The sequence below is a fragment of the Chryseosolibacter indicum genome, assembly GCF_018598585.1.
Taxonomy (GTDB): Bacteria; Bacteroidota; Bacteroidia; order Cytophagales; family Cyclobacteriaceae; genus Chryseosolibacter; species Chryseosolibacter indicus.
The window spans coordinates 1-23327 of record NZ_JAHESD010000049.1; the positions used below are offsets into that span (position 1 = coordinate 1).

Consider the following 23327-nt stretch of genomic DNA (forward strand, 5'->3'; position numbering starts at 1 on the left):
GCTCCCAACGCCTTTGCCTTCTCTATCGGCACGTTGCGTTGCTCGTCCAGTTGAATATTCTCCCTGATCTTTTTGTTGACAATATCCTCTACCTTCTGAATCTCTTCCTGTGTCATGGCAGCAAAATGTGAGAAGTCGAAACGAAGCATTTTATCATTAACCAATGAACCCTTTTGCTCTACGTGCTTACCAAGCACCTGGCGCAACGCAGCATGCAGTAAGTGCGTAGCTGAGTGGTTATTCATTGACAACTGACGTTTCTTGCTTTCTACCTGTGCTTTAAAAGTAGCATTCAGGTTAGACGGAAGTTTTTCAGTAAAATGAATAATTAACTCATTCTCCTTTTTGGTATCGATGATATTGATCTTCTCTCCAGTTGCCTCAATGTAACCAGTGTCACCAACTTGCCCACCACTTTCTGCGTAAAAAGGTGTTCTATCAAAAACAAGCTGAACAAGTTCTTTATTCTTCTGTTTGATCTTTCGGTACTTGGTAATCTTTACATCAGCATCGAGATGATCATAACCGATAAATTCTGTCTTTTCATCTTCACCTACTACAATCCAGTCACCAGTTTCTTTAGCAGCATCAGCTTTAGATCGGGTCTTCTGTTTCTCCATCTCTCTTCTGAAACCTTCTTCATCAACTGAATATCCTCTCTCTCTGGCAATTAAGGAAGTTAAATCGAAAGGAAAACCATAAGTATCATACAATTCAAAAGCTAACTCACCTTTGATGACTTTATCTTTTAATTCAGACTGTATAACCTCGATCCGCTTAAGACCTTTCTCAAGTGTCTTTAAAAATGAAGTCTCTTCTTCAAAGATCACTTTACCAACGTAATCCTTCTGTGATTCTAGTTCAGGGAATACGTCCTTCAACTGATTACCCAATACAGGAACCAGTTTGTAAATAAATGGCTCCTTGAAATTCAGGAACGTAAATCCGTAACGGATGGCTCTTCTTAAGATTCTTCTGATTACATAACCAGCTCCTGTGTTTGATGGTAGCTGACCGTCTGCTATAGCAAAAGCCACAGCGCGAATATGATCTGCTATTACACGCATAGCAATATCAGTCTTTTCCTCTTGCTTATACTTAATACCAGCAGCGTTACTGATAAAGTCTAGCAGGGGCGTGAAGATGTCAGTATCATAGTTGGATGTTTTCTTTTGAATGGCCATGCATAACCGTTCAAATCCCATCCCTGTATCAACGTGTTGTGCAGGAAGCTTTTCAAGTGATCCATCAGCCTTGCGGTTAAACTCCATGAACACGTTATTCCAGATTTCAATTACTTGAGGATGGCCCGTATTCACTACATCCTTACCTGGAACTTTCTTTATCTCATTGTCTGTACGCAGATCAACATGTATCTCGGAGCAAGGACCGCACGGCCCTGTATCGCCCATCTCCCAAAAATTATCCTTCTTATTACCTCTTAGTATTCTGTCTTCTGCAATCCATTCTTTCCAATAGTTATATGCATCCTGATCAAAGGGCAAATTCTCTTTATTGTCTCCTTCGAATACAGTAACATATAATCTATCTTTAGGAAGCTTATATTCTTCTGTGAGTAACTCCCACGCCCACGCAATAGCTTCTTTCTTAAAGTAGTCGCCAAACGACCAGTTACCCAGCATTTCGAACATGGTATGATGGTAAGTATCAATACCTACTTCTTCCAGGTCGTTATGTTTCCCGCTTACGCGAAGACATTTCTGCGTGTCTGCTACACGTTTGCTTTTCGGTGTGGCGTTTCCAAGAAAATAATCTTTAAACTGCACCATACCGGAATTGGTAAAAAGTAGAGTTGGATCATTCTTTAACACAAGAGGTGCAGAAGGCACAATCAAATGGCCTTTTTCTTTAAAAAAATCAAGGAATTTTCTTCGAATCGAACCCGAATCCATCGCAATACGCTTTTTAAGGGGTGAACTATTGTTTTTTTACTTATATTAGCAGCAAATCCCGAGAAGTGCTCGGGACAGCAAACCACAAAAATAATCGCAGTTGACAGAGATTATGCAGAATGAATAGATTTTTTTATGGTTTGAAACATAAAAGAAGGAAGTGAAATCTGTGAAATTAAACATGCGAGGCCCCACTTACCGTTACGATACGGTAACTTGCCGTTACGAGCGTTCACGCATCAGCTTCAAAGGAGCGTCTATGTATGTATTGGGCGTAGCTATAACTGCCTTCTTTTTTCTTGCTGCTCTACTCATCCTTCATGATTTTCTCTTTAGTTCTAATCAGGAAATTGCATATCAAAAAGAGAATAAAGTTTTACAAAAGAACGAACTGCTCTTATTAAAAGAACTCGAAGACGTTGAGGCAACATTATCTCTGCTCAAAGAAAAAGATAAGCAATTGCACGAAAAGTTTTTTGCCCAAATCAGCAACACACCAAACACCAATAAGAAGACTAAAAGGCAACATGATATCCTGTTGAGTAATGCCAAATCATTTCGCAAAACCGCGGGAACACTAGAAACAAAAGTTGATGCCTTATTTGCTACTATTTTGGAAAAAAATCCAGGATTCTCCCTCAGAAATGAAATTGCCAATACCAAATACGGATTGATCGAATCTCTTCCCCTGCTTCAACCTATTCGCAACTTAGCTCCGCAGCAACTTATTTCAGGATATGGCGTGCGAATAAATCCCTTCCATAAGGGGCTCTACAAGCACACAGGCGTTGATATTGCACTGCCTCGCGGTACTGAAATAATAGCTACTGCACCTGGTAAAATCATAACAACTAAAATCAGCACTGTAGAAGCGGGTTACGGCAACTATATTGAGATTGACCACGGCCACGGGCTTATTACCCGGTATGCACACCTAGAAGAAATTAAAGTACGTGCAGGACAAAATATAGAAAAGGGCGTTGTAATTGCAACCTCTGGTAATAGCGGTGGATCAATTGCTCCTCATTTACACTATGAAATAATCCGAGAGGGTAAAGCAGTAGATCCCATAGACTATATGATTGAAAAAGTAGAACCTCAACTATATAATCAACTTAAACAATTTAGTCAGCAACAAAATCAATCACTTGACTAATGCGGAAAGTAAGATATACATATAACCGTGAGACGTGTAAATATGAACCTTTCTATGTTAATGGAAGGACACTGAGAAACCATGTGCTCACCTTCATAATGTTATCGCTGATTATTGCATTGGGCGCCTACCTTCTCTCCATCCAACACTTTGAGAGCTTAGACGAGCTATTATTGAAACAAAAAAATGAAAAGCTTAAGGTGAAATGGAATGTCCTTCATAGGCGCATTGAGCAAACACAACAAGAACTAGCTGAGCTTATCAGAAAAGACGACTATAACTATAGGATTATACTCGACTCTAACCCGCTTGAATCATCAATCAGAGAGGCAGGCATCGGCGGAAGTGAAAAAATCAACACAATGCAGATCAAAGATTTCCCCTACATTGTTTCTGATTTCCTCTCTCTCCAAAAGATAAAACACCAGGTACAGGTAGAGGTGCAATCGTATGACGACCTTGAAAAAATACTGACAGAGAAATTACTGGCGTGGTCAGCCCGCCCTGCTATACAGCCAGTCAGCAACAAGCAACTTCAAAAACTACATCTCACCTATGGCCTTCGTTTACATCCTATCTTTAAGGTATGGAAAGACCATAAAGGTTTGGACTTTGCAGCACCTCATGGCACACCTGTTTATGCTACAGGAGACGGAAAAGTAGTAATGGCATATTTCTCGGGCTCTTACGGAAACGTGCTATATATCGATCATGGTTATAATTTTGAAACCAGATATGCCCACCTTTCCAAATTTCAGGTAAAGCAAGGTGAAACCGTAAAACGCGGCCAGTTAATTGGATATGTTGGTAATACCGGCAATTCTGTTTCATCTCATTTGCATTATGAAGTGCTCTATAACGCGCAACATGTAAATCCCATCAATTTCTTTCAACGCGATCTCAGCAATGAGGAATATCAGAAATTAATTGACAATGGAAGTGAAAATAGTTTTTCGCTCGATTAATTTTTCCTTATTATTAACAATCTGCTTTCTTTGCGTCCTAAATTTTAAGCCATGAGATTCCTTTGCATTTTAGTCGTACTTTTTGTTGGATTAAAAGCTTTTTCGCAGGATTCTGTCTCAGTTCCTTCTATTGATACAACACAACATACAAAAGATACATTAACCATCATCGGTGTGGGGGATATTATGATGGGTACAAATTTTCCCGAGGATAAATTACCACCGAACGATGGTGACTTCTTGTTGAAAGATGTAGAATCAGTTTTAAAAAGTGCTGATGTTACCTTTGGCAATCTCGAAGGAACATTGCTTGACAGTGGTGGAATTCCGAAGAAATGTAATGACCCGAAAGTATGTTATGCTTTCCGCACACCTGCACGTTATGTGAAAAATCTCATCAACGCAGGGTTTGATATGATGAGTCTTGCCAACAATCACGCCGGAGATATGGGTGATGAAGGAAGAAAAAGTAGTATGGCTACATTAGAGAGCGCAGGAATTGTTCATGCAGGACAAATGTCGCAAAAAACCGCGATTTTTGAAAAGGAAGGAATCAGATACGGCTTGGCTGCTTTTGCCCCAAATAGCAATTGCGTTCCGCTTAACGACTTGCAAGGTGCTGTACAAATAGTAAAAGAACTTGCCGACACCTGCGATATAGTAATTGTTTCATTTCATGGGGGTGCGGAAGGTGCGCAGTATCAGAATGTTCCTCGTACAAACGAAATCTTCCACGGCGAAAACCGCGGAGATGTATACAAATTTTCTCATACATTAATTGACGCCGGCGCAGATATCATTTTCGGACATGGTCCGCACGTGACAAGAGCTGTAGAAGTGTACAATAATCGCTTTATCGCTTATAGCCTCGGTAATTTCTGCACGTACAGAGGAATAAGTGTTAATGGTGTCAATGGCCTCGCTCCTATTATAAAGGTATTTACTGACAAACAAGGAAATTTTTTTAAGGCAGAAATCACACCTACTTATCAAACCTATGCTACTGGCGTGAGAATTGATATGCAAAAGCAAGTAATTAAAAAGATTCAGGAGTTAACAAAAAAAGATTTTCCTGAATCAAAAACTCAGATTGATGATAACGGTTTAATTACTTATCTTGCTCAGTAACATGGCGTATAAAGAAAAGGAAATAGAAAAACTCTACTACTCGATAGGAGAAGTTGCTGAACTTTTCAACGTTGCACCATCCCTTATTCGTTTTTGGGAATCTGAATTTGATATCATCAAACCCAAAAAGAACAGAAAAGGTAATCGCCAGTTTACCAAAGAAGATATCGAGAATGTTCGCACTATCTATCACCTTGTAAAAGAAAAAGGATTTACGCTTCAAGGCGCAAAGGAAATGTTACGAAATGATACCCAGGCAGTAAGAGATAAAATGGAGATGCTTGAATCGCTTCGCAAAGTGAGATCCTTTCTAATCGAACTTCGGGATAACCTTCACTAATATCTCGCTGTTGATGCTGTAGAAAATCCATGGATCAAAACCGACTCTCTTTTCTTGCCTTACATTTTATTCCCGGAATTGGTGATCATCTAATCAGGCAACTTGTAAGTTATTGTGGCTCAGCAGAACAGGTATTTAAGACCCCAAAAGGAAAATTGCTAAAGATACCCGGAATTGGTGAAGTAACAGCAGAATCAATAAAACAAGGCAAACCTTTTAGCACGGCAGAACAAGAGCTAAAAAAGGCAGAGAAAGAAAATGTACAAATCGTCTTCTTTACCGATAAAAACTATCCATCAAGACTGAAACAAATTAACGACTCTCCTTCCGTGCTTTACCTTAAGGGAAATATGGATTTTGAGAATCCTAAAACCATTGGTATTGTAGGTACAAGGCAGGCAACAGATTACGGAAGAGAACGCGTTGAAGAACTTGTGGAGGGACTAGTCGCCCACCAAGCCCTTGTTGTTAGCGGCCTCGCTTATGGTATTGATATTCACGCACACAAACACGCTGTGAAAGTAGGATTGCCCACCATTGGCGTGATGGGAAGTGGCATCGACGTAGTTTATCCTTCTTCGCATAAAGAGATAGCGAAAAAGATGATGGACAATGGAGGCCTGGTAACAGAGCATTCTTTTGGTACTCAACCTGATGCTCATCATTTTCCTGCCCGAAACAGAATTGTCGCCGGCTTGTCCGATGCTATTATTATTGTTGAAGCTGCTCAAAAAGGAGGTGCTTTAATTACGGCAGATATTGCGAATAGCTATAACAAAGATGTATTTGCATACCCCGGCAATGTAGGTCAAAGTCATTCTGAAGGATGTAATAACCTGATCAAGTCCAATCGTGCTAACTTGATTACTTCAGTGAAAGACCTCGAATACGTCATGAACTGGGATGCTGCCGTTAAACCGGAAAAGAAACCTGAAGTATTCTTGTTAGATAACTATTCACCAAACGAGCAGCTCGTTTTAAAAACATTGCTCGCCAATAATAAACAACTTGTAATCGATGAGCTTAGCTGGAAAACAAACGTGCAGGTAAGTCAGCTGGCTTCCATTCTCCTTGAGCTGGAGTTTAAAGGAATTGTAAAATCACTACCAGGCAAAGTATACAAGCTCGTTAAAGCCTGAAACATTGCCTGGGTTGAGTTGACCCTTTCAACCACATTAACCTTTCGACGACATTAATGTTACCCATTTACTTTCCCATTTTTAGCAGATTTCGTACCTTAAATATTCATTTTGGAACCTCATCTTCAAGGTCTCCGCTTAATCTCTAATGTGAGAAATTGATAAAAATAAGAAATCCAGAACGGTCGCCTCTGGATTAATGTATTCGTAGTGTTGTGGTTAGACCTAGTAACTACCTTCTGTCTCGCCGCTCTTTTGGTTACATTTCTCTTTAATGGCTTCATAAGCTTTTAAGTCGCCAAGCTCACCTGCTTTGCTAAGATCAAGACAGCCATTTTTAAAGTCACCGTAATTAATTCGTAACAAACCTCTCATATAATAGGCATCAACACTTTTCGCATTGATCTGAATGATCTTCGAGCAGTCGTTGATGGCATCTTCATAGGCCTGTAAATATTGCTTAGCTTTGCCTCTGTTATAGTAGGCTTCAATGTAGTTCTCATTGATTTTGATAGCCATGCTGTAGTCATCTATCGCTCCATAGTAATCCTGAAGTTTCATCTTTACATTTCCTCTTGAAAAGAACGCATCGGCAAACTTCGCATTCTTTTCTATTGAAATGTTATAGTCCTTCATGGCACCATGGCGATCATCAAAAGCATCTTTAATATTTGCTCTTACATAATATGCTCTGAAATAGTTAGGGTCTAATTCTACAGCTTTATTAAGATTTATCAATGCTTCCATGTACTCATGCTTCTCATAGTACTCCATACCCTTTTGGGTATAATCTTTAGCTGTCTGTGAATATCCTGTTGTTATAGTAACAAGAAGGATAACTAAGAAATAAACACTTTTCATAAACCGTAGGGTTTGATACATTTTAACGAACAAAGTTAAGCAGTAATTATGCCCGTTTGGTTTTGAAGTAATGTTTTGTTTAATAATGAGGTATTAGAACTAGTGTTTAGGAAAAATCCGATCGGCTAAAGATTGCGCTTCTGCAAAGGCAGTTTTGTTAAAATCTAATGAAACTCCTTTTCCTTGCAAATAGTTAACAATTGTTTCAGTAGCAATGTTACCAACCAGTTCATCTTTGGCCATCGGGCATCCCCCATAACCTCTTATGGCGCCATCAAAACGTTTACACCCTGCAAGATAGGCAGCGTTAATCTTTTCAATAGCAGTAAACGGATTTGAATGAAGGTGAACTCCTATTTCTGTAAAAGGGTATTGCCTCGATAAATCTTTAAACAACGATGTGATATTCTCTTCCGAACTCACACCAATTGTATCTGCTAAAGAAATTACAGATATGTTTAACGAGACAAGAATATCAACAAATTTAGCAACAAGACTAACATCGTACGGATCTCCGTACGGATTACCAAAACCCATACTTATGTAAGTAACAAGCGTCTTATTCGCTTTTACACAAACATTCTGGATCTCTTCTACTGTGTTAAGTGCCTCTGCAATCGACTTATTTGTATTCCTTTTCTGAAAGGTTTCAGAAATAGACAGCGGAAAACCAAGGTATGTAATGCGTTCGAACTTGGCGGCGTCTTCTGCTCCTCTTGTATTGGCAACAATAGCCAATAGTTTTGAATTGCTCCGCTGTACATTAAGTTTCTCTAATACTTCCGATGTATCACGAAGCTGTGGTATGGCTTTGCTTGAAACAAAACTCCCAAAGTCAATCGTATCAAAACCTACCTCAAGAAGCTTGTTAATATATTCAATCTTCTTTTGTGTTGGAATAAACTGTTCCAGACCTTGCATTGCATCTCGCGGACATTCAATGATCTTCATCTAGTGTAATTTTAACTATGGTAAACTTAAATGACAGATAAATATTAACAATAGTCGGTAAATAATGCACTTTATCCCCTATTTGGAAATTATTTCCGATTTTAGGGAATAAATAGCCGTTTTGAAACAACCCTACTATGGCCTTACCCGAATTACAAGGTACAACCCTTGGACTTAAACGTGCTGCTCATCTGCTAAGAAGAGCAACCTTTGGCGCTACAAAAGACCAGATTGCCTCCTTTAGTAACCTTACTGCTCAAAGTGCTGTAGATTTATTGTTCCCAAAAAACATAACATTGCCAGATCCTGAGCCCCCTATCGATCCTGCAACGGGACAAGAATGGGTAACCACAGGCACAACAGGAGCTAACAGCGAAGACTTTGAACTCGAAAACTATTTTCTAGGATGGTTCGTGGCACAAATGATGAGCGCTGGTGTTGATAATAGTATGGCACTTGCATGGTCAGCACGCGAACGTATTGTTTACTTTCTTCATACGCATTTTACAACCATCAAATCAAGAGTAAGTAGTAGCAGGGCGTTGTATTTCCAAAACCAACTCCTTAGGCTATTTGCCTTAGATGGAGTTAATCCTGACCCGGAAATAAACTTTAAAACACTTACAGTTAAAATAAGTGTAGACAATGCCATGCTACGTTTGCTGGATGGTGGTCTTAACGTAAAAGGAGCGGTAAATGAAAATTATGCAAGAGAGCTTCATGAATTATATTCTATAGGAAGAGGTCTTGAAGGTGTTGTAGGAACCACACCTGCTGACGGAGATTACATCGTATATACGGAAGAAGATATTCAGGCAGCAGCACGTGTTCTTTCAGGTTGGGACTTCGATGATACCTTTGAAAATTTAGATCCGGATACAGGCTTGCCCCGAGGCAAAGTAAAAGGAAATCCCACCAATGCTTCACAGCACGATAATACTCCGAAACAATTCAGCGCAAGATTCAATAATAATATTATACAACCTGATCAAACACTACTTAACGGAACGCTTCCTACTGAAGAAAGTGCATTGGATGAAATAAGGCAGCTTGTAGATCAGATCTATAGCAGTCCTGAAACAGCAAAAAATATCTGCAGAAAGATTTACAGGTTCTTTGTATGGGCGCCACATACCAGAAATGAGATGGATCCCATTGAAAACACCATCATCAACGAAATGGCCAACACATTCAGAGATAATGGTTATAAAATTCAGCCAGTTATTGAAAACTTGTTACGCAGTGTGCATTTCTACGAAGCTGCAGGTGGTGTTACTGATGATAACTTTGGTGGTATAATAAAATCACCGGTTGATCTTATTATATCTACCTTAAAAATGTTCGAAGTAAAACTTCCGGACATGGTAAATAACACCGAGGAGTTCTATATGACTACGGAAGAAATTCTAGGTCGTATCAACAGCATGGGAATGAGTTTCTTTGAACCCTATGATGTCGCCGGCTATGAAGCCTACCATCAATTCCCGGTATACCACCGGTACTGGATCACTCCTAACGCATTAGCAAACCGTTATGACTTTATCAGAACATTGATAACCACAGGTCGACAAGCCATGTTAAAGGCAAATGTTTATGATTTCATCACGAAACACTTTGCCGCAGAAGCAGGCAACGTCACACAACTTATCAACGCGCTTGCTGCTCATCTGCTCCCTGTACCTTATTATAATGAGCCTACCAATGATCCTGGATTAACAGATGCACGCATCAACTACTTTAAAAAAGCACTCCTGTCAGAATTTACGGAAACATACTGGCAAACCATGATCTGGCCAGGAAATAATATAGAAGATAAAACCATTGCCTTGGAAAAATTACTCAACGCCATGTTGCAATCACCTGAATACCAACTTGCCTAACGCACCAAAACCATGAAGCAATCAAGAAGAGATTTTTTAAAGAAGTTTCCCTTGGCAATGAGTGTTCCATTTACGCTTGCCGGAACTTCTATTAAAGTGATGGGTGATAATTCCCTTACCCGTCTTGCTGCTGCCAGCAAGTCAGACAGGGTGCTTATCATTCTTCAAATGCATGGGGGCAATGATGGATTAAATGCGGTTATCCCTGTTGATAAATACGAGCTCTATTATAACAAGAGACCAAACATAGCCATACCAAATAAAAACAGGAGCCGTGGATTTGTTTCGCTTGATGGTACACTTCCCCTTGAAAAACAAGTAGGCTTCCATCCCGATATGTTGGGCATGAAGTCTTTGTATGACCACGCAAACCTCGCTGTAATACAAGGTGTTTCTTATAAGAAGAACAATGGATCTCACTTTCGTGGAAGAGACATTTGGTTTATGGGAGGCTCTGCCGATGATTATTTACAATCAGGTTGGTTAGGCAGATACTTACAAGGCGAGTATGCACCATTGAAATACCCGCAGGATTTTCCTAACAGTGATATGAAAGATCCTCTCGCCATTGAAATGGGAAGTGATCTTTCGCTAGTCTTTCATCAAGAGGGAAATATTCCTACTTCCATTGCGATAAACAGCCCCGAAAGCTTTGCAGAACTCGTAGAAGAACTGGATGGATTTGTTGATGAACAAATAGATCCGAGGGGTTTACCACCTCAAGGCCTGCAAGGCTCTCCTTATTATAAAGAGCTCGAATGGATTTTAAGTCTCGAAGACAAAACAAAAGATTATGCTGCGCGTCTTGCTGAAGTATACAAGAAGGGAGATAGCATGAATGGGTTCAACAATTACCCCAAAAACTATCCTTACAATGCGCCAAAAGGAAGCCTTACAAATCCACTGAGTGAGCAATTAAAAATTATTTCAAGGCTACTTGCTGGTGGCTGCCAGACTAAAGTGTTCCTTGTTAAGATCGGCGGGTTTGATACACACGCAGAACAGGTAGAGAACTATGATACAACAATGGGCTCACATGCCGCATTGCTACATCACATCAGCAGTGCAATGAATGCCTTTCAACAAGATCTGCGAACCAGAGGTCTGGATGATCGTGTGCTTACAATTACTACTTCTGAATTCGGAAGGCGTGTAACATCCAACGGAAGTTATGGAACTGATCATGGCACGGCAGGGCCTATGTTTATATTCGGAAAAGGCGTTAAACCTGGCATACAAGGCGACGCTTTTAAATTAACGCCAAATGGCCATAACCTCGACATGCAGTATGACTATCGCGTGGTGTATGCAAACATTATGCGCAACTGGATGTTGAATGAAGATGATGAGGCAACAGCAACGGCCAAACTCGATAAAATATTTCCTAACAGCGAAGACCCTACTAAAGGTATTATGACTGGTGGAACTGCTGATGGAGAAACCTTCTTTGAGATGCCTATTGTATCAAAAGTTATTACAGGCAACGGCGACTTTATAGGCGATCGTTTTTCAATGGAGGACCCGTACCCTAATCCTGCTAAAGACAAGATAAGTATTACTTTTTATCTTAATAGTTCTTACCTCGTAAACATTGACGTTTATAACAATCAAGGCAAAAAGGTAAAGACATTAACAAGCAAAGAATATACTCCTGGGTCACATACGATAGAAGCTGATGTCTCAGCATTGGAAACAGGTACTTATATTTGTGAATACAAGTGCGGATTTTTTAAACAAGCAAAAAAACTAGTCATTTCTAAATAACCCCTGAATGAAAAGACTTTACTTCGTGGTGCTGTGTCTGTTGATGATTACAGGTTTGAATGCACAACATAGAAACAAAAGACCAAAGCTGTCCTTTAATAAATCCGGTAAAGAGAAAGACATCTTCTTAAAGAAACAATGGTGGGTTGGCCTGAAAGGAGGCCCCAACTTGTCTAAAGCAGTTGTTGAACAAACTTATTCAGTAGTAGCACCTACCAACTATGAATTATCAGAGATCACAAAGCAATACAAGCACTATAAAAACCTCGGGGGTCAAGCAACGCTAGACATCACTTTTTACTTTAGAGGTTTCTCTGCGAGCTTTCAACCTACATATAGGCATTCCCGCTTTGAATACACAAACAATTACGAATGGACAAGTGCGGCGGAAGGATCTCGTCTGTTTCAGATGAAGTACACACAATTACAGAAGATAGACTATCTTGATCTTCCCCTTGTAGCAAAATATGAGTTCGGTATCGATAGAATAAGGCCTTTTATACAAGCTGGGTTGTATACGACAAAACTTTTAAATGCCAATAAGATTGTTGAAGTAACAAAAACAGACTTTGCTTCAGGTGGTGTAAATGAAATTGTAGATGACCCTATCATTGTAGGAGCCACTGACCTGTTTGCTAAAAATCATTGGGGGTTTATAGCCGGCGCAGGACTTAACTACAACCTTGGCAACGTACGATTAAATCTGGACTTTCAATATAAGTATGGCATGAGCAACATAGCCTCAACCAAAAACAGGCAGGGTAATGATAGGCTCGCCGGCGTTGGAGACTCGCTAGACAACATCAAGTTAAATACCATAGCCATTTCTGTAGGCTGTCTCTTCCCCATGCGTTTCCTCGAAAGTGGATTCAAATCTTTGGATAAAAAATAATCTTATTATGCTTAAGAACTTTACTCCTTATATATATATAGTTGCATTCATTCTTTTCATTGCAGCATGTGCTGAAGAAGAAAATCCGAAGTTTGATAAAGATAACTTTACCAGCATTTTTGATAGCAATGGTTTCGACTCCGCTTACTACCCCATCGATATTAAACAAACTGTTGACGAAGGTTACCTGGTATTGGCAAAACGAAAACTGGAAGGTGAATTTGCCGGTGTCTATATTCTTAAAGCCAATAAGTTTGGCAACTTTGAAAGTCAAATTAATGTAGATCCTCAACTGGTAAATCCAATTGGCACACTGATGCCTTTGGGAGAGAACTTCTATTTCTTCTGCATGGATGTAGCTTCAAAAGAAGCAAGACTTGTTAGCATCAATCAAAGTGGTAGTATTGTAGGTACGGTAAATGTAACATATACTTATCCGTGTGCCTCTGCTCCTTCAAAAGATAATAAGTTTGTATTGTTAAGCTATAACAACGGAGATAAGAGAACAGTTATTTCTACAATAGATCCTGCCACAGGCGCCGGGCCTAACAGTAGTTTTCGCTTAGGTGTAGGAGGCGAAGACAAGATAGAAGAAGATATTCTCAAACACTTTTTCCAGTACGGCAGAAAGTTTCCATTTTTTGTAGGCCAGTTATCAGGTGACACCTATTACTTCAACGGCTTTTACGACTATACGCTCTCTCTTGTGTTTACGCGCATGGGCGCTAGTGATCAATTTACTGGCATAATACAGGGCCAGCATGAAGATGGCGGTTTCAGTGCCGCATTGCCTTTATCAGGAAACCGGTTTGCCGCCTCTGTCTTTAACTTCGGAGACAATTACATTTTACCCAATAAAACTTTAGAGACAACATCCAATGCTCCCGGAGGAATCACCGGGCTTGGTGGGTTTACTTTGCCAGAACTTGTGTCTAATGCTAACGTCAGAAATACCCAGGCTACCGTAAAAGAAAAAAGTGTTATCATCTTTGCTGGTGACACCAAGGCAAAACAAATAGGACTATGGTTTTATGATGAAGCTTCCAATAGTCTTATGAGCAGCAGATATTTTGGTTTCTCAAATCCATTTGAAATAGGAAATGTCTCAACAACTTTAGATGGCGGACTGGTAATCTGCGGGACAACATACATGGCAGGACGTTTCCCGAGAATCTGCATCTTTAAAATCTCGAAACAAGAGTTTGAAAACCAGGTTAAATAATGGCTTCCCATCCTCCTATCGATAAACCTTGATAGAACTTGAGCTCATCCACCGGTCAAATAATTCTGTTTAATACAAGTAGAACCATCTCTTAACTAGAGTAATTCATCGTTTATTATTTGCCAACCCTATTGATAAGGTAGACGCGAACAGTATACAAAGTGAATTACCTCTTCCTTCGTAAGCTTTTTTATACAATTGCCGTTAAGGTGCTTAACAAGAATTTACACCTTCAATGTATAGGATTATCGAAATATAGATTGGATTTTTACAGTTAATCTTAATTCCAGAAAGCTTCTTATGAGCACGATCAGTCAAAATGTTGACTTACTTCCATATAATACATTCAAAATACGAGCAACAGCAAGATACTTTACCTCTGTTTCCAATGTAGATGATGTCAAAAGCATTTTCGATTCAGAGTTATTTCAAAAACACAAACATCTCATCATCGGCGGAGGCAGTAACCTACTTTTAACGGGCGATTTTAATGGTCTTGTAATAAAGAATGATATCAAGGGCATTAATGTAGTTCAGGAAAATGAAGATACAATTATGCTTAAGGTTGGTGCTGGGGAAAACTGGCACAAGTTCGTCATGTATTGCGTTGATAGGAACTATGGCGGAGTTGAGAATCTCTCTCTGATACCAGGGACCATCGGTGCTGCACCTATGCAAAATATTGGCGCTTATGGTGTAGAGATAAAAGAAGTTATCCATACGGTTGAGGCTATTGAAATATCAACAGGCGATGTAAGGGTGTTCTCTAATGCAGAGTGTCAATTCGGATATCGTGAAAGTATTTTCAAGCACGAGCTAAAGAATAAGTATTTTATCTCAAGTATTACTTTAAGTCTTACCAAAAAGAATCACCGCTTCAACACAACCTATGGAGCAATCACCGATGTCTTAAAGCAAAACCACAACAATGAGGTCTCTGTCAAGAACATCAGTGATGCAGTAGTCTTTATTAGAAAAACAAAATTACCAGATCCTGAAGTAATAGGTAATGCAGGAAGTTTCTTTAAAAATCCGTCAGTAGAACATTCAGTATTTGACCGCATCAAAGTAGATTTTCCATCAGTACCATCGTTTCCAGGAGAAAACGGATTGGTAAAAGTACCTGCAGGATGGTTGATCGAACAATGCGGATGGAAAGGAAAAACAATAGAAAACATAGGTGTACACAAGCATCAGGCGCTTGTATTAGTGAATTACGGTGGAGGTGACGGAAGTAAAATCTGGGATCTCGCTATGAAGATTCAGTCGAGCGTAAAAGAAAAGTTTAACATCACACTTCATCCCGAAGTAAACGTGATATGATGATAGACGATGATAACTTCATCATCAAGTTCAGTTCATCATTGGTAAAAAATCTCTGCTCTGAAAAATTTTTTTAGAAAAATTTTCGGGAATAAAAATTTTGTTATAACTTTTCGTATCGTTTAATAAATATTTAAACTAAAACTGAAAACGCTATGGCAAAAACAGCGAAGAAAGCAGCAAAGAAGTCAGCTAAAAAGACTGCAAAGAAAGCTGCTAAGAAGAAGAAGTAATTAGGTAAAACCTAAAGAAACTTTGCGAAGGGAAGTAAATCGGATTTACTTCCCTTTCGTTTTTTAGATACATACTCTCCGAACATCTCACCTCTCTTCCTCCACCTATTTTAGATCATCTCTCAACACTGGAACAATATTTTTATTCAAAACTCGCTGAAGGTTGATACATGGGCAGTGCAGTCGGGACGATAATATTAAGTATGATTATCAAAAAATGCTTGGAAATGGCTCTTAGACAACCTTAACTTTCTTGTTGAAAACCAAAACAAACCCATATTATGGCAAAAGTAGCAGCAAAAACATCTACTAAAGTACCTAAGAAAACCTCTTCCTCTGCTAGCACTAAAGTTTCTTCGTCGGATAAAATTGAGAAGGCATGTGAAGAAGCACTCGAAAAATTAAGAAACCTTGGTATTGAAAAGCAATTACAAAATGATCTTGAGTGGTGCCTGGGAAGTTATAAAGCTGACAAAAATCCTGTAGGATTATACCTAATGGCGGAACGCGCTTTAGCTATTTTCCAGGAAGAGAAAAATAAAAAGACAAAAGGAGTAACTGCAAAGATGGTTACTGATCTTGAAAAAGCTATTCAGGGAAGAGAAACAGAAGCTTAAATCATTTGAGTAACGTTGCTGAGCTGACCAGAATAGCGAAGCACCTCTACTCCAAACTTCTGCAGAAAGTCGACGCCTTCATCAGAAGGAATACCTTTATGCTCAGCGTAGGAATTAAAATAAATTACCCTTGTAATTCCCATAGAATAGATAATTCTGGCGCAGGCAAGACACGGTGAAAGGGTTACGTATAGAGTAGCCCCTTCTACTGACGTCTTATTCTTTACAGCATAAAGAATGGCATTCTGCTCGGCATGAATTGCCAGAGAACATCCACCCTTAGAATCTCTCGGACATCCAACTCCTGGCCATTCTTCATCACAATTATGAGTACCTGAAGGGGGTCCATTGTATCCAATAGATATTATTCTTGTATCCTTTGTTAAGACAGCTCCCACGTGTCTTTTGATACAATGCGATCTCCTGGCAAGGTTAACCGCCAATTCCATATAGATGTCATCAAATGCAGGCCGTGTCATATCCATAAAACAAAGCGCTAAGGTATCACTAATAAACGGATACGGTTAAAGATTCTAAAGTAAACAAGGACCATTAAGGTTCACTTGATAAAATATCCGTCATGCAACATCACAAATTGAAACACCTTGCTTTAATGAGGCAAGTTTATCAGCACGTTTAGGAACAAACTCCTGCGCCACAAAACCCTTGAAGCCCGTTTCAACAATAGCCTTCATTATAGCCGGGTAATTTAACTCCTGTGTCTCATCGATTTCGTTTCTGCCGGGAACACCACCAGTATGGTAATGGGAAATATACTTTTGATATTTTTTAATGGTAGCTATCACATCTCCTTCCATAATCTGCATGTGATAAATGTCATAAAGTAGTTTAAAGTTTTCTGATCCTACCTGATCACATAACGTTGCACCCCATGCAGTATGGTCACATTGGTAGTCAGGGTGATTCACTTTGCTATTCAGCAGCTCCATAACCATCGTCACTTTGTACTTTTCGGCAATAGGCATCAACCGCTTTAATCCAATAGCACAGTTCTCAATCCCTTTCTCATCGTTAAGACCTCTCCTGTTTCCGGAAAAGCATATGATCTGATTGTACCCTGCTTGTGCCACTTTGGGAATTACAGCCTCGTAACTTGCTACTAGTTCATCATGCAACGTCAGGTCATTAAAGCCATGCTCTATACCCTTTCCAGCGCCCCAGGGTAGCGCTGCAGTTAATCCATATTTCTTCAAGATGGGCCATTCCTCCGGCCCTACAAGCTCAATAGAAGCCAGTCCTATTCTCTTGGCTGCCTTACATAGCTCTTCAAAAGGAATATCCGCATAACACCAACGACAAACAGAGTGATTAACCTTTCCCTTTAATTGAGTTTCCAGCGCTTGTTCAGCCGCCTCTATTCTATGCGAAAGTGATAAACCTGCCATGGCTGAAGTGGTTGCTACAATTTTTTTAACTGCATTTCTTCTTGACGAAGGACTGTCGGATTTTTCCATAAAGATAATGACAAATAGATCTGTTAAAGATTAATATTCGGGCACAATATAATTGTTCTTAGAAACAAAAGATTTAAATGTTAATGCTAGATACAACACCGTTATTATCGCTCGATAATAATTTACATCAATGGTATAAAGGGAGTTATAATCCTCTCCTTTGAAGTTCGTAAGCAACCATAGCCTTTCCATTAATTCCGAAAAGAAAAAGGTCGTCTATACACGCCATGCTTCTTACATCACCTGAAATTCTCAAACCTGAACTTCTTTGTGGTATATATTTAAAATCCCCTCTGCCACTCCCTTTTAACAAGACACCATAGTTAGCATCAGTTTTTCCTAATCTCAATTTTGAATTACTTTCATTTCCGAGAAGAAGTATGTCTTGGTTACCATCTTTATCTGAATCAAAAATATGGATTGCATGGACAGGAGAATACTGCGCTTCAATTGGTAATTCAGCTGTTCTGTATTTTCCTTCTTTAGAACTCAAGAATACTGTAGTTTTTAACTCATTCGCATGCAAGTACCCGGCATTCGCTAGCTGCTCCTCTGAAAATAAGTCAGTTAGCGTAGAATTAGAATAGCTGATGTAATTGGTATAGCGGGAACGAAAGCTTCCAATCTGCTCTAATAATTCATCACGTGTTACGAATGGATGACTTTTCCCTTGTATATAAAAACAGAAGAAAGGATCGACTGAACCATTATTATCAAAGTCCTTAAAATACATTTCTGCCGGCTCACTGTCAGAAGCTCTGCATTGCGTGTTAATACCTTGGTTCCCAACAATGATGTCTACTTTTCCATCGTTATTTAAATCACCGGTTTCTATTTTATTCCACCATCCTTGATATGACTTGTCAGTATAAGTATCAGTCCTATTTATTAATCTTTGGTTATCAATACTAAAGATGCTGACAGGCATCCATTCTCCTGCTATAATTAATTCCTTGGTGTTGTCATTATTCAGATCTGCCCAGGTCGCATCTGTAATCATTCCCAATTTTTCCAATCCTGGCCCCCACTGCTTAATCCCATTTTGGAACTTCCCTTTACCGTCATTTATCAGCAGATAACTTAAAGGGGTTTCAGGATATCTTCCCGGAATAACTCTTCCTCCTACAAATAAATCTGTGTAGCCATCGCCATTAATATCATGGGCAGCAACACAGGACTTACTAGTGTACATTTTTGGTAAAGCTTCCTTATCTCTTCTAAAGTTTCCCTTACCGTCATTTAAGTATAATCTATCCTGAAGCTGTGGGTCTTCATCAATAAAATTGTGATACCCTCCGCTTACTACATAGATATCCAGGTGACCATCATTATTCACATCGACAAAGATTGCATCTGTATCTTCACTGGCCTTATCTTCCTCGAAGGAATTGATAATTTTTTCCATAAACTTCTTATCTCTACCTTGAAAAAATAGCCTGCTAGTTTGGCCGCTACTCCCGCCAATAAAGATATCTTCCAATCCGTCTTTATTAATGTCCCCTTTCGCCACACATGGGCTTGAAAAAGACATCCCGTGAATTAGTAAGGGCTGTCTTTTAAAGTCATTTATACTATGTTTATGATTTTCATATTGAAAGGGAGGCCTTACTTGTACAAATGTAGTCGGTTCTACTTCCTTCTTTACAGTTTTTTGCTCTGCATCTTTCTCCTCCACAACTAAAAGCTGGTCTGTTTTTACATTTGTTAATATTTGCCGTTTCCCGCTATTCCATATTACGTTTAGCGTATCAACAGTTGTTGTATTTGATCCTGTACCAAAATGAAGTACGGGAGACACAGCTGACAAGTAACCCCTTGAAGGCATTTGCTCTAGATACTGCTTTTGTCCTTTGCAAGAAATTGAAACTTTTGCGCCTATTCCAAGGGTGTTTAATCCATCTCCCACAAGTTTGATATCCAGGTAATGATTATTGCTAACTTCCTCACTATTATTCCTGAAAAGAAAAGCTTCTTGATTAATATTGTTAATTACAAGATCGAGATCTCCATCATTATCAAAGTCAGCATAAGCTGCACCATTGCTATTGGAAACATAATGCAATCCCCAGTCTACAGTGCTATTCTTAAAATGGAGTCGTCCATCAGAAGCGAACATATAGTTTACCACGTTTGATGAGGGCATGTGATTAACAAGAGTTACAACATCTTCGCGTTTAAGTCTTCCCTTTGCTTTCACAAAATCATCCATGTATTTAATAAAATCCAGATTAGTGTAGTCTCTCAAATAGCCGTTGGTGACATATAGGTCTTTCCATCCATCATTATTGTAATCTGCAAGAAGAGCCGCCCAACTCCAGTCGGTATTAGAAATCCCAGATAACTGGCCAACCTCACTATACGTTTCATCTCCATTATTCAATTGAAGCATGTTACGCATATATTGATAGTGAAATCCTGTGCGGAGATTAAGCTCGAATTTTCCATAATTGTCAGGGGCTAATAAAAGCTTTTGCCTGCGATTGTCCTCTGGCAACATATCCAGGGTTACAATATCCATCCAACCATCATTGTTAATATCTGCTACATCATTGCCCATAGAAAACTGGCTGATATGTCCCATGCTGGTGTTAATTCCATTTGAGAAAGTACCATCACCTTTGTTAATGTATAAGTAATCTGGCACAGTATAGTCATTGGAAATATATACATCAGGCCATTGATCATTGTTAACGTCTGCTACGCCTGCTCCTAATCCATACGTTAATTCAGACCCACTAATCCCTGCCTGTACTGTTACATCTTTAAATACACCTTTTTCCTGTGCAAACAGTCTGACACCCCGTGCAGGATCATCCTTTTTCAACAACTCAGCCGTACTCACTTCATTTAGTATTGGTAGAGAGTGAGGATTATGATTTAAGAACAAAACATCAAGATCATGATCACGGTCATAGTCAAAAAAATAAGCCTGGTTGCTATATGCTGCGCTTGCTAAACCATATTTCTCAGCCTGTTCAGAAAACTGAGGAATATTATTTTCATCATTACCTTGGTTGATGAACAACTGGTTTACCCTATTCTCATCTTTAACATTTCCTGAATAGCAGACATATAAATCCAATTTGCCATCGCCATTGATATCTACAATGGTAACACCTGTCTTCCACGGCCCTGGCCTGCCACCTGCTCCTGAAGTATCTGTAACATCAGCAAATTCAAATTTGCCTTTGTTCAAATACAATCTATTCTTCTCCATATTAGCCGTAAAGTAGAGGTCAACCAACCCATCTCCATTAAAATCTCCTGTTGCTACACCGCCTCCGTTGTAGAAATACTCATACATGAGAATATTTGTATTTAATCCTTCAGTAAGTCTGTTTATAAAATTAACCTTGGTTTGAGAGGAAGGAAGAAGTGTAAATAATGTAGCTGTACCATCGTTCTTCTTTAAAGCGGTTGTCTCGTTTATAACCTTATTACAACCTTGAAGGATAACAATAATGACTAAGGTTATTGCAACAAAAATTCTTGATCTGGCAAACAACATCTTGATTACAGGTATAAATGAAAAAATCTATCCCATAAGGATGGGATAGATTTAAGAAATAAACTAACCCAAATTATTCGTATCCCGGATTTTGGACCAAGGCGTCATTTTTGTTTACTTCATCCCTCGCTATGGGTCTGAAGTACATTTTATCAACCCAGGTTCTGTTTTCATTCGTACTCGTTTGCACCGTATAGGTATAACTATACTTGTTCTTATCATGACGATAAGGATTATACGGTGTTTCACCCGGCTTTAATGTTCCTACTACACGAATCGTCTGTGGATCTCTGTTCACCGTTGTAGGTGCAATCATCCAACGCCGCACATCATGATACCGATGCTCTTCATAGGCAAGCTCAACGCGCCGCTCATTTCTGTACCGCTCTCTAAGTGCCCCTCCTGTCTCTGTAATGGCCGGCATCCCTGCCCTGAAACGTATCTTGTTAAGCCATGTTTTTGCTTCATCATCCTGTCCTAGCTCAATACATGCTTCTGCGTAATTCAACGCTATTTCGGTATAGCGGATAAACGGCCACGGCACTACTTGGGATCCGGACTGGTTGCCAACAACTGCAGGATCCGGATCAATAAACTTGCGCACATAATAACCTGTATGGCTTCCATTCCAGCTTTCTGTTTTTGCATCGCGTGTGTCAATACCGGGAGTAAGTTCTTCTGAATTACCATTATTATAATATCCTGTTTGAATTTGGTTTACAGGATCTATCGGTGCCATGTCAGATGGCCGTGGTTTCCATGGTGCTCCATCATACAGTATAGTTGCATAAAATCGCGGATCACGCGCCGCATAGGGATCAGAATTATGGGTAGGATTTGACCAGTCAAATTCCACAGCATTAGATCCATCCATTCTTTCATAATCATCTACAAGTTGTTGTATAGGCGTATTTCCTGACCAGTTATGATAACCATTAGGACCATTATTTATTTCATGGTGAATACCCCCCAACGGCCATTCATTTTCCTCGGTATACAGGGGTGTATGGGTTCGCTCGAAAAGAAGCTCAACATTTGCAGCAGCGTCTGCTACCTTACTTCCTCCTCCCATGGATAGAGCAAGATAATTAGCGGTACCCTCTTCTCCGGTAACAGGAGCAGCCAGATCAAATTTATATCCTGTAGTTAGATCTAACACCGCCTTGGCAGCATCTCGGGCTACTGCCCACCTTGTATTACGATCACCAGATGTGTACGCGATAAGTTCTTTACGATCATAATTCGCAATGGTTGAAGAGTTAGCTGAAGCAGTGACAGCATCATGTAGATCGCTGGCTGCATATAAAAGTACTCTTGATTTAAGCCCTAGTGCTGCAAGTTTTGAAGCTCTGCCACGTGCCATAGTCTTACCTTCCAGAAGTGTTGCTGCCTGGTCAAGATCACCAACAATGAAGTTTACGCAGTCTTCAAAGGTACTTCTTGGAATGCTATAATCATCATCCAGTCCATATAGTTTATCCACAATTGGAAACCCACCATAGAACCTTAGAAGCTGATGATAATAGTAAGCGCGGAGAAAATAGGCTTCTCCCAGTAGCATGTTTTTATCAACATCAGTAAAAGTTGCATCAGGCAAATTTTCAATTGCCAGATTGGCCGCCCTTACTGCTTCATACATTCTTCCCCACCGATAAGTATCACTTGTCCATGCCAGATTTGAAGGGCTTTCAGTGCCTTCGTTAAATACATTAATATTTCTACCGGTATGGGTAAAGAGCGCTTCGTCTGTATAGGACGCAAGCATTTGTTCTTCAAATCCACCATAACCAAGGTGAGAGTAAATGCCGAACACAAAGGCCTGGGCTAACGGACCTTCCTCCCATGTTGTTTCAGCCTGAACCTTATCTAATGGTTTTGTATTCAAAAAATCAGTATCACAGGAAAAGGGGATTGCTAAACTCACCAGCAAGATCCCAATCTTCAATAGTTTTTTCATGTG

At 39.6% G+C, this 23327-nt stretch carries 18 protein-coding genes; 11 read left to right on the forward strand and 7 right to left on the reverse strand.

The features are described 5' to 3' along the window. Positions 1-1913: alanine--tRNA ligase (gene alaS / locus KK060_RS17910; RefSeq protein WP_254155150.1), on the reverse strand; the 1913-nt coding region annotated here is incomplete at its 3' end. 181 nt (positions 1914-2094) lie between these two features. Between alaS and KK060_RS17915 the strand changes: the two genes are divergently transcribed. From KK060_RS17915 to dprA, 5 genes are read left to right on the forward strand one after another with little or no spacing between them, the layout of a single operon-like run. Beyond that, a complete protein-coding gene (locus tag KK060_RS17915) occupies positions 2095-3069 on the forward strand; it encodes a M23 family metallopeptidase (protein ID WP_254155151.1) in 975 nt (324 codons plus the stop codon). Then, on the forward strand, positions 3069-4034 hold the full coding sequence (locus KK060_RS17920) for a M23 family metallopeptidase (protein WP_254155152.1): 966 nt from the start codon (positions 3069-3071) through the stop codon (positions 4032-4034). The genes KK060_RS17915 and KK060_RS17920 overlap by 1 nt, the downstream gene beginning before the upstream one ends. A 51-nt stretch (positions 4035-4085) precedes the next feature. Beyond that, positions 4086-5162 carry a CapA family protein gene (locus tag KK060_RS17925; protein ID WP_254155153.1) on the forward strand — a complete coding sequence of 359 codons (1077 nt, stop codon included), beginning with the start codon at positions 4086-4088 and terminating at the stop codon, positions 5160-5162. Position 5163: 1 nt separating this feature from the next. Next, positions 5164-5502, forward strand: coding sequence for a MerR family transcriptional regulator (locus KK060_RS17930; RefSeq protein ID WP_254155154.1), 339 nt, complete (start codon positions 5164-5166; stop codon positions 5500-5502). Between the two features lie 29 nt (positions 5503-5531). Further along, positions 5532-6641, forward strand: coding sequence for a DNA-processing protein DprA (dprA, locus tag KK060_RS17935; protein WP_254155155.1), 1110 nt, complete (start codon positions 5532-5534; stop codon positions 6639-6641). Between the two features lie 225 nt (positions 6642-6866). Here the strand turns inward: dprA and KK060_RS17940 are convergent, their stop codons facing one another. Next, positions 6867-7502 (reverse strand): tetratricopeptide repeat protein, encoded by a 636-nt coding sequence (locus KK060_RS17940; protein ID WP_254155156.1) that lies wholly within the window; start codon positions 7500-7502, stop codon positions 6867-6869. A gap of 99 nt (positions 7503-7601) precedes the next feature. Then, positions 7602-8453: a hydroxymethylglutaryl-CoA lyase gene (locus KK060_RS17945; RefSeq protein WP_254155157.1), complete on the reverse strand. Its 852-nt coding sequence runs from the start codon at positions 8451-8453 to the stop codon at positions 7602-7604. A gap of 137 nt (positions 8454-8590) precedes the next feature. Here KK060_RS17945 and KK060_RS17950 point away from each other — a divergent pair, with 137 nt between their 5' ends. The 6 genes from KK060_RS17950 to KK060_RS17975 all read left to right on the forward strand — a co-directional run bounded on the left by KK060_RS17950 (position 8591) and on the right by KK060_RS17975 (position 16384). Continuing rightward, positions 8591-10333, forward strand: coding sequence for a DUF1800 domain-containing protein (locus KK060_RS17950; protein WP_254155158.1), 1743 nt, complete (start codon positions 8591-8593; stop codon positions 10331-10333). 12 nt (positions 10334-10345) lie between these two features. Next, complete coding sequence (locus KK060_RS17955; protein WP_254155159.1) at positions 10346-12097, forward strand: DUF1501 domain-containing protein; 1752 nt, start codon at positions 10346-10348, stop codon at positions 12095-12097. Positions 12098-12104: 7 nt separating this feature from the next. Then, positions 12105-12989 (forward strand): outer membrane beta-barrel protein, encoded by an 885-nt coding sequence (locus KK060_RS17960; protein WP_254155160.1) that lies wholly within the window; start codon positions 12105-12107, stop codon positions 12987-12989. Positions 12990-12996: 7 nt separating this feature from the next. Next, positions 12997-14211, forward strand: coding sequence for a hypothetical protein (locus KK060_RS17965; RefSeq protein WP_254155161.1), 1215 nt, complete (start codon positions 12997-12999; stop codon positions 14209-14211). Positions 14212-14511: 300 nt separating this feature from the next. Further along, positions 14512-15534: a UDP-N-acetylmuramate dehydrogenase gene (gene murB, locus KK060_RS17970; protein WP_254155162.1), complete on the forward strand. Its 1023-nt coding sequence runs from the start codon at positions 14512-14514 to the stop codon at positions 15532-15534. Positions 15535-16048: 514 nt separating this feature from the next. Further along, positions 16049-16384: a hypothetical protein gene (locus KK060_RS17975; protein WP_254155163.1), complete on the forward strand. Its 336-nt coding sequence runs from the start codon at positions 16049-16051 to the stop codon at positions 16382-16384. Here KK060_RS17975 and KK060_RS17980 read toward each other — a convergent pair. The 4 genes from KK060_RS17980 to KK060_RS17995 all read right to left on the reverse strand — a co-directional run bounded on the left by KK060_RS17980 (position 16381) and on the right by KK060_RS17995 (position 23324). Then, positions 16381-16863, reverse strand: a complete 483-nt coding sequence (locus KK060_RS17980) for a deoxycytidylate deaminase (RefSeq protein WP_254155180.1) — start codon at positions 16861-16863, stop codon at positions 16381-16383. The two genes, KK060_RS17975 and KK060_RS17980, sit on opposite strands and share 4 nt — an antisense overlap. Positions 16864-16962: 99 nt before the next feature. Further along, complete coding sequence (locus KK060_RS17985; protein WP_254155164.1) at positions 16963-17859, reverse strand: hydroxypyruvate isomerase family protein; 897 nt, start codon at positions 17857-17859, stop codon at positions 16963-16965. 145 nt (positions 17860-18004) lie between these two features. Next, entirely contained in the window at positions 18005-21367 is a 3363-nt protein-coding gene (locus KK060_RS17990; protein ID WP_254155165.1) for a VCBS repeat-containing protein, read from the reverse strand. A gap of 73 nt (positions 21368-21440) precedes the next feature. After that, positions 21441-23324 carry a RagB/SusD family nutrient uptake outer membrane protein gene (locus KK060_RS17995; protein WP_254155166.1) on the reverse strand — a complete coding sequence of 628 codons (1884 nt, stop codon included), beginning with the start codon at positions 23322-23324 and terminating at the stop codon, positions 21441-21443. Positions 23325-23327: the final 3 nt, after the last annotated feature.

Coding starts and splice junctions, on each gene's coding strand:
- KK060_RS17915 (WP_254155151.1), top strand. CDS start 2,095: ATGCGAGGCCCCACTTACCGTTACGATACGGTAACTTGCCGTTACGAG.
- KK060_RS17920 (WP_254155152.1), top strand. CDS start 3,069: ATGCGGAAAGTAAGATATACATATAACCGTGAGACGTGTAAATATGAA.
- KK060_RS17925 (WP_254155153.1), top strand. CDS start 4,086: ATGAGATTCCTTTGCATTTTAGTCGTACTTTTTGTTGGATTAAAAGCT.
- KK060_RS17930 (WP_254155154.1), top strand. CDS start 5,164: ATGGCGTATAAAGAAAAGGAAATAGAAAAACTCTACTACTCGATAGGA.
- dprA (WP_254155155.1), top strand. CDS start 5,532: ATGGATCAAAACCGACTCTCTTTTCTTGCCTTACATTTTATTCCCGGA.
- KK060_RS17940 (WP_254155156.1), bottom strand. CDS start 7,502: ATGAAAAGTGTTTATTTCTTAGTTATCCTTCTTGTTACTATAACAACA.
- KK060_RS17945 (WP_254155157.1), bottom strand. CDS start 8,453: ATGAAGATCATTGAATGTCCGCGAGATGCAATGCAAGGTCTGGAACAG.
- KK060_RS17950 (WP_254155158.1), top strand. CDS start 8,591: ATGGCCTTACCCGAATTACAAGGTACAACCCTTGGACTTAAACGTGCT.
- KK060_RS17955 (WP_254155159.1), top strand. CDS start 10,346: ATGAAGCAATCAAGAAGAGATTTTTTAAAGAAGTTTCCCTTGGCAATG.
- KK060_RS17960 (WP_254155160.1), top strand. CDS start 12,105: ATGAAAAGACTTTACTTCGTGGTGCTGTGTCTGTTGATGATTACAGGT.
- KK060_RS17965 (WP_254155161.1), top strand. CDS start 12,997: ATGCTTAAGAACTTTACTCCTTATATATATATAGTTGCATTCATTCTT.
- murB (WP_254155162.1), top strand. CDS start 14,512: ATGAGCACGATCAGTCAAAATGTTGACTTACTTCCATATAATACATTC.
- KK060_RS17975 (WP_254155163.1), top strand. CDS start 16,049: ATGGCAAAAGTAGCAGCAAAAACATCTACTAAAGTACCTAAGAAAACC.
- KK060_RS17980 (WP_254155180.1), bottom strand. CDS start 16,863: ATGACACGGCCTGCATTTGATGACATCTATATGGAATTGGCGGTTAAC.
- KK060_RS17985 (WP_254155164.1), bottom strand. CDS start 17,859: ATGGAAAAATCCGACAGTCCTTCGTCAAGAAGAAATGCAGTTAAAAAA.
- KK060_RS17990 (WP_254155165.1), bottom strand. CDS start 21,367: ATGTTGTTTGCCAGATCAAGAATTTTTGTTGCAATAACCTTAGTCATT.
- KK060_RS17995 (WP_254155166.1), bottom strand. CDS start 23,324: ATGAAAAAACTATTGAAGATTGGGATCTTGCTGGTGAGTTTAGCAATC.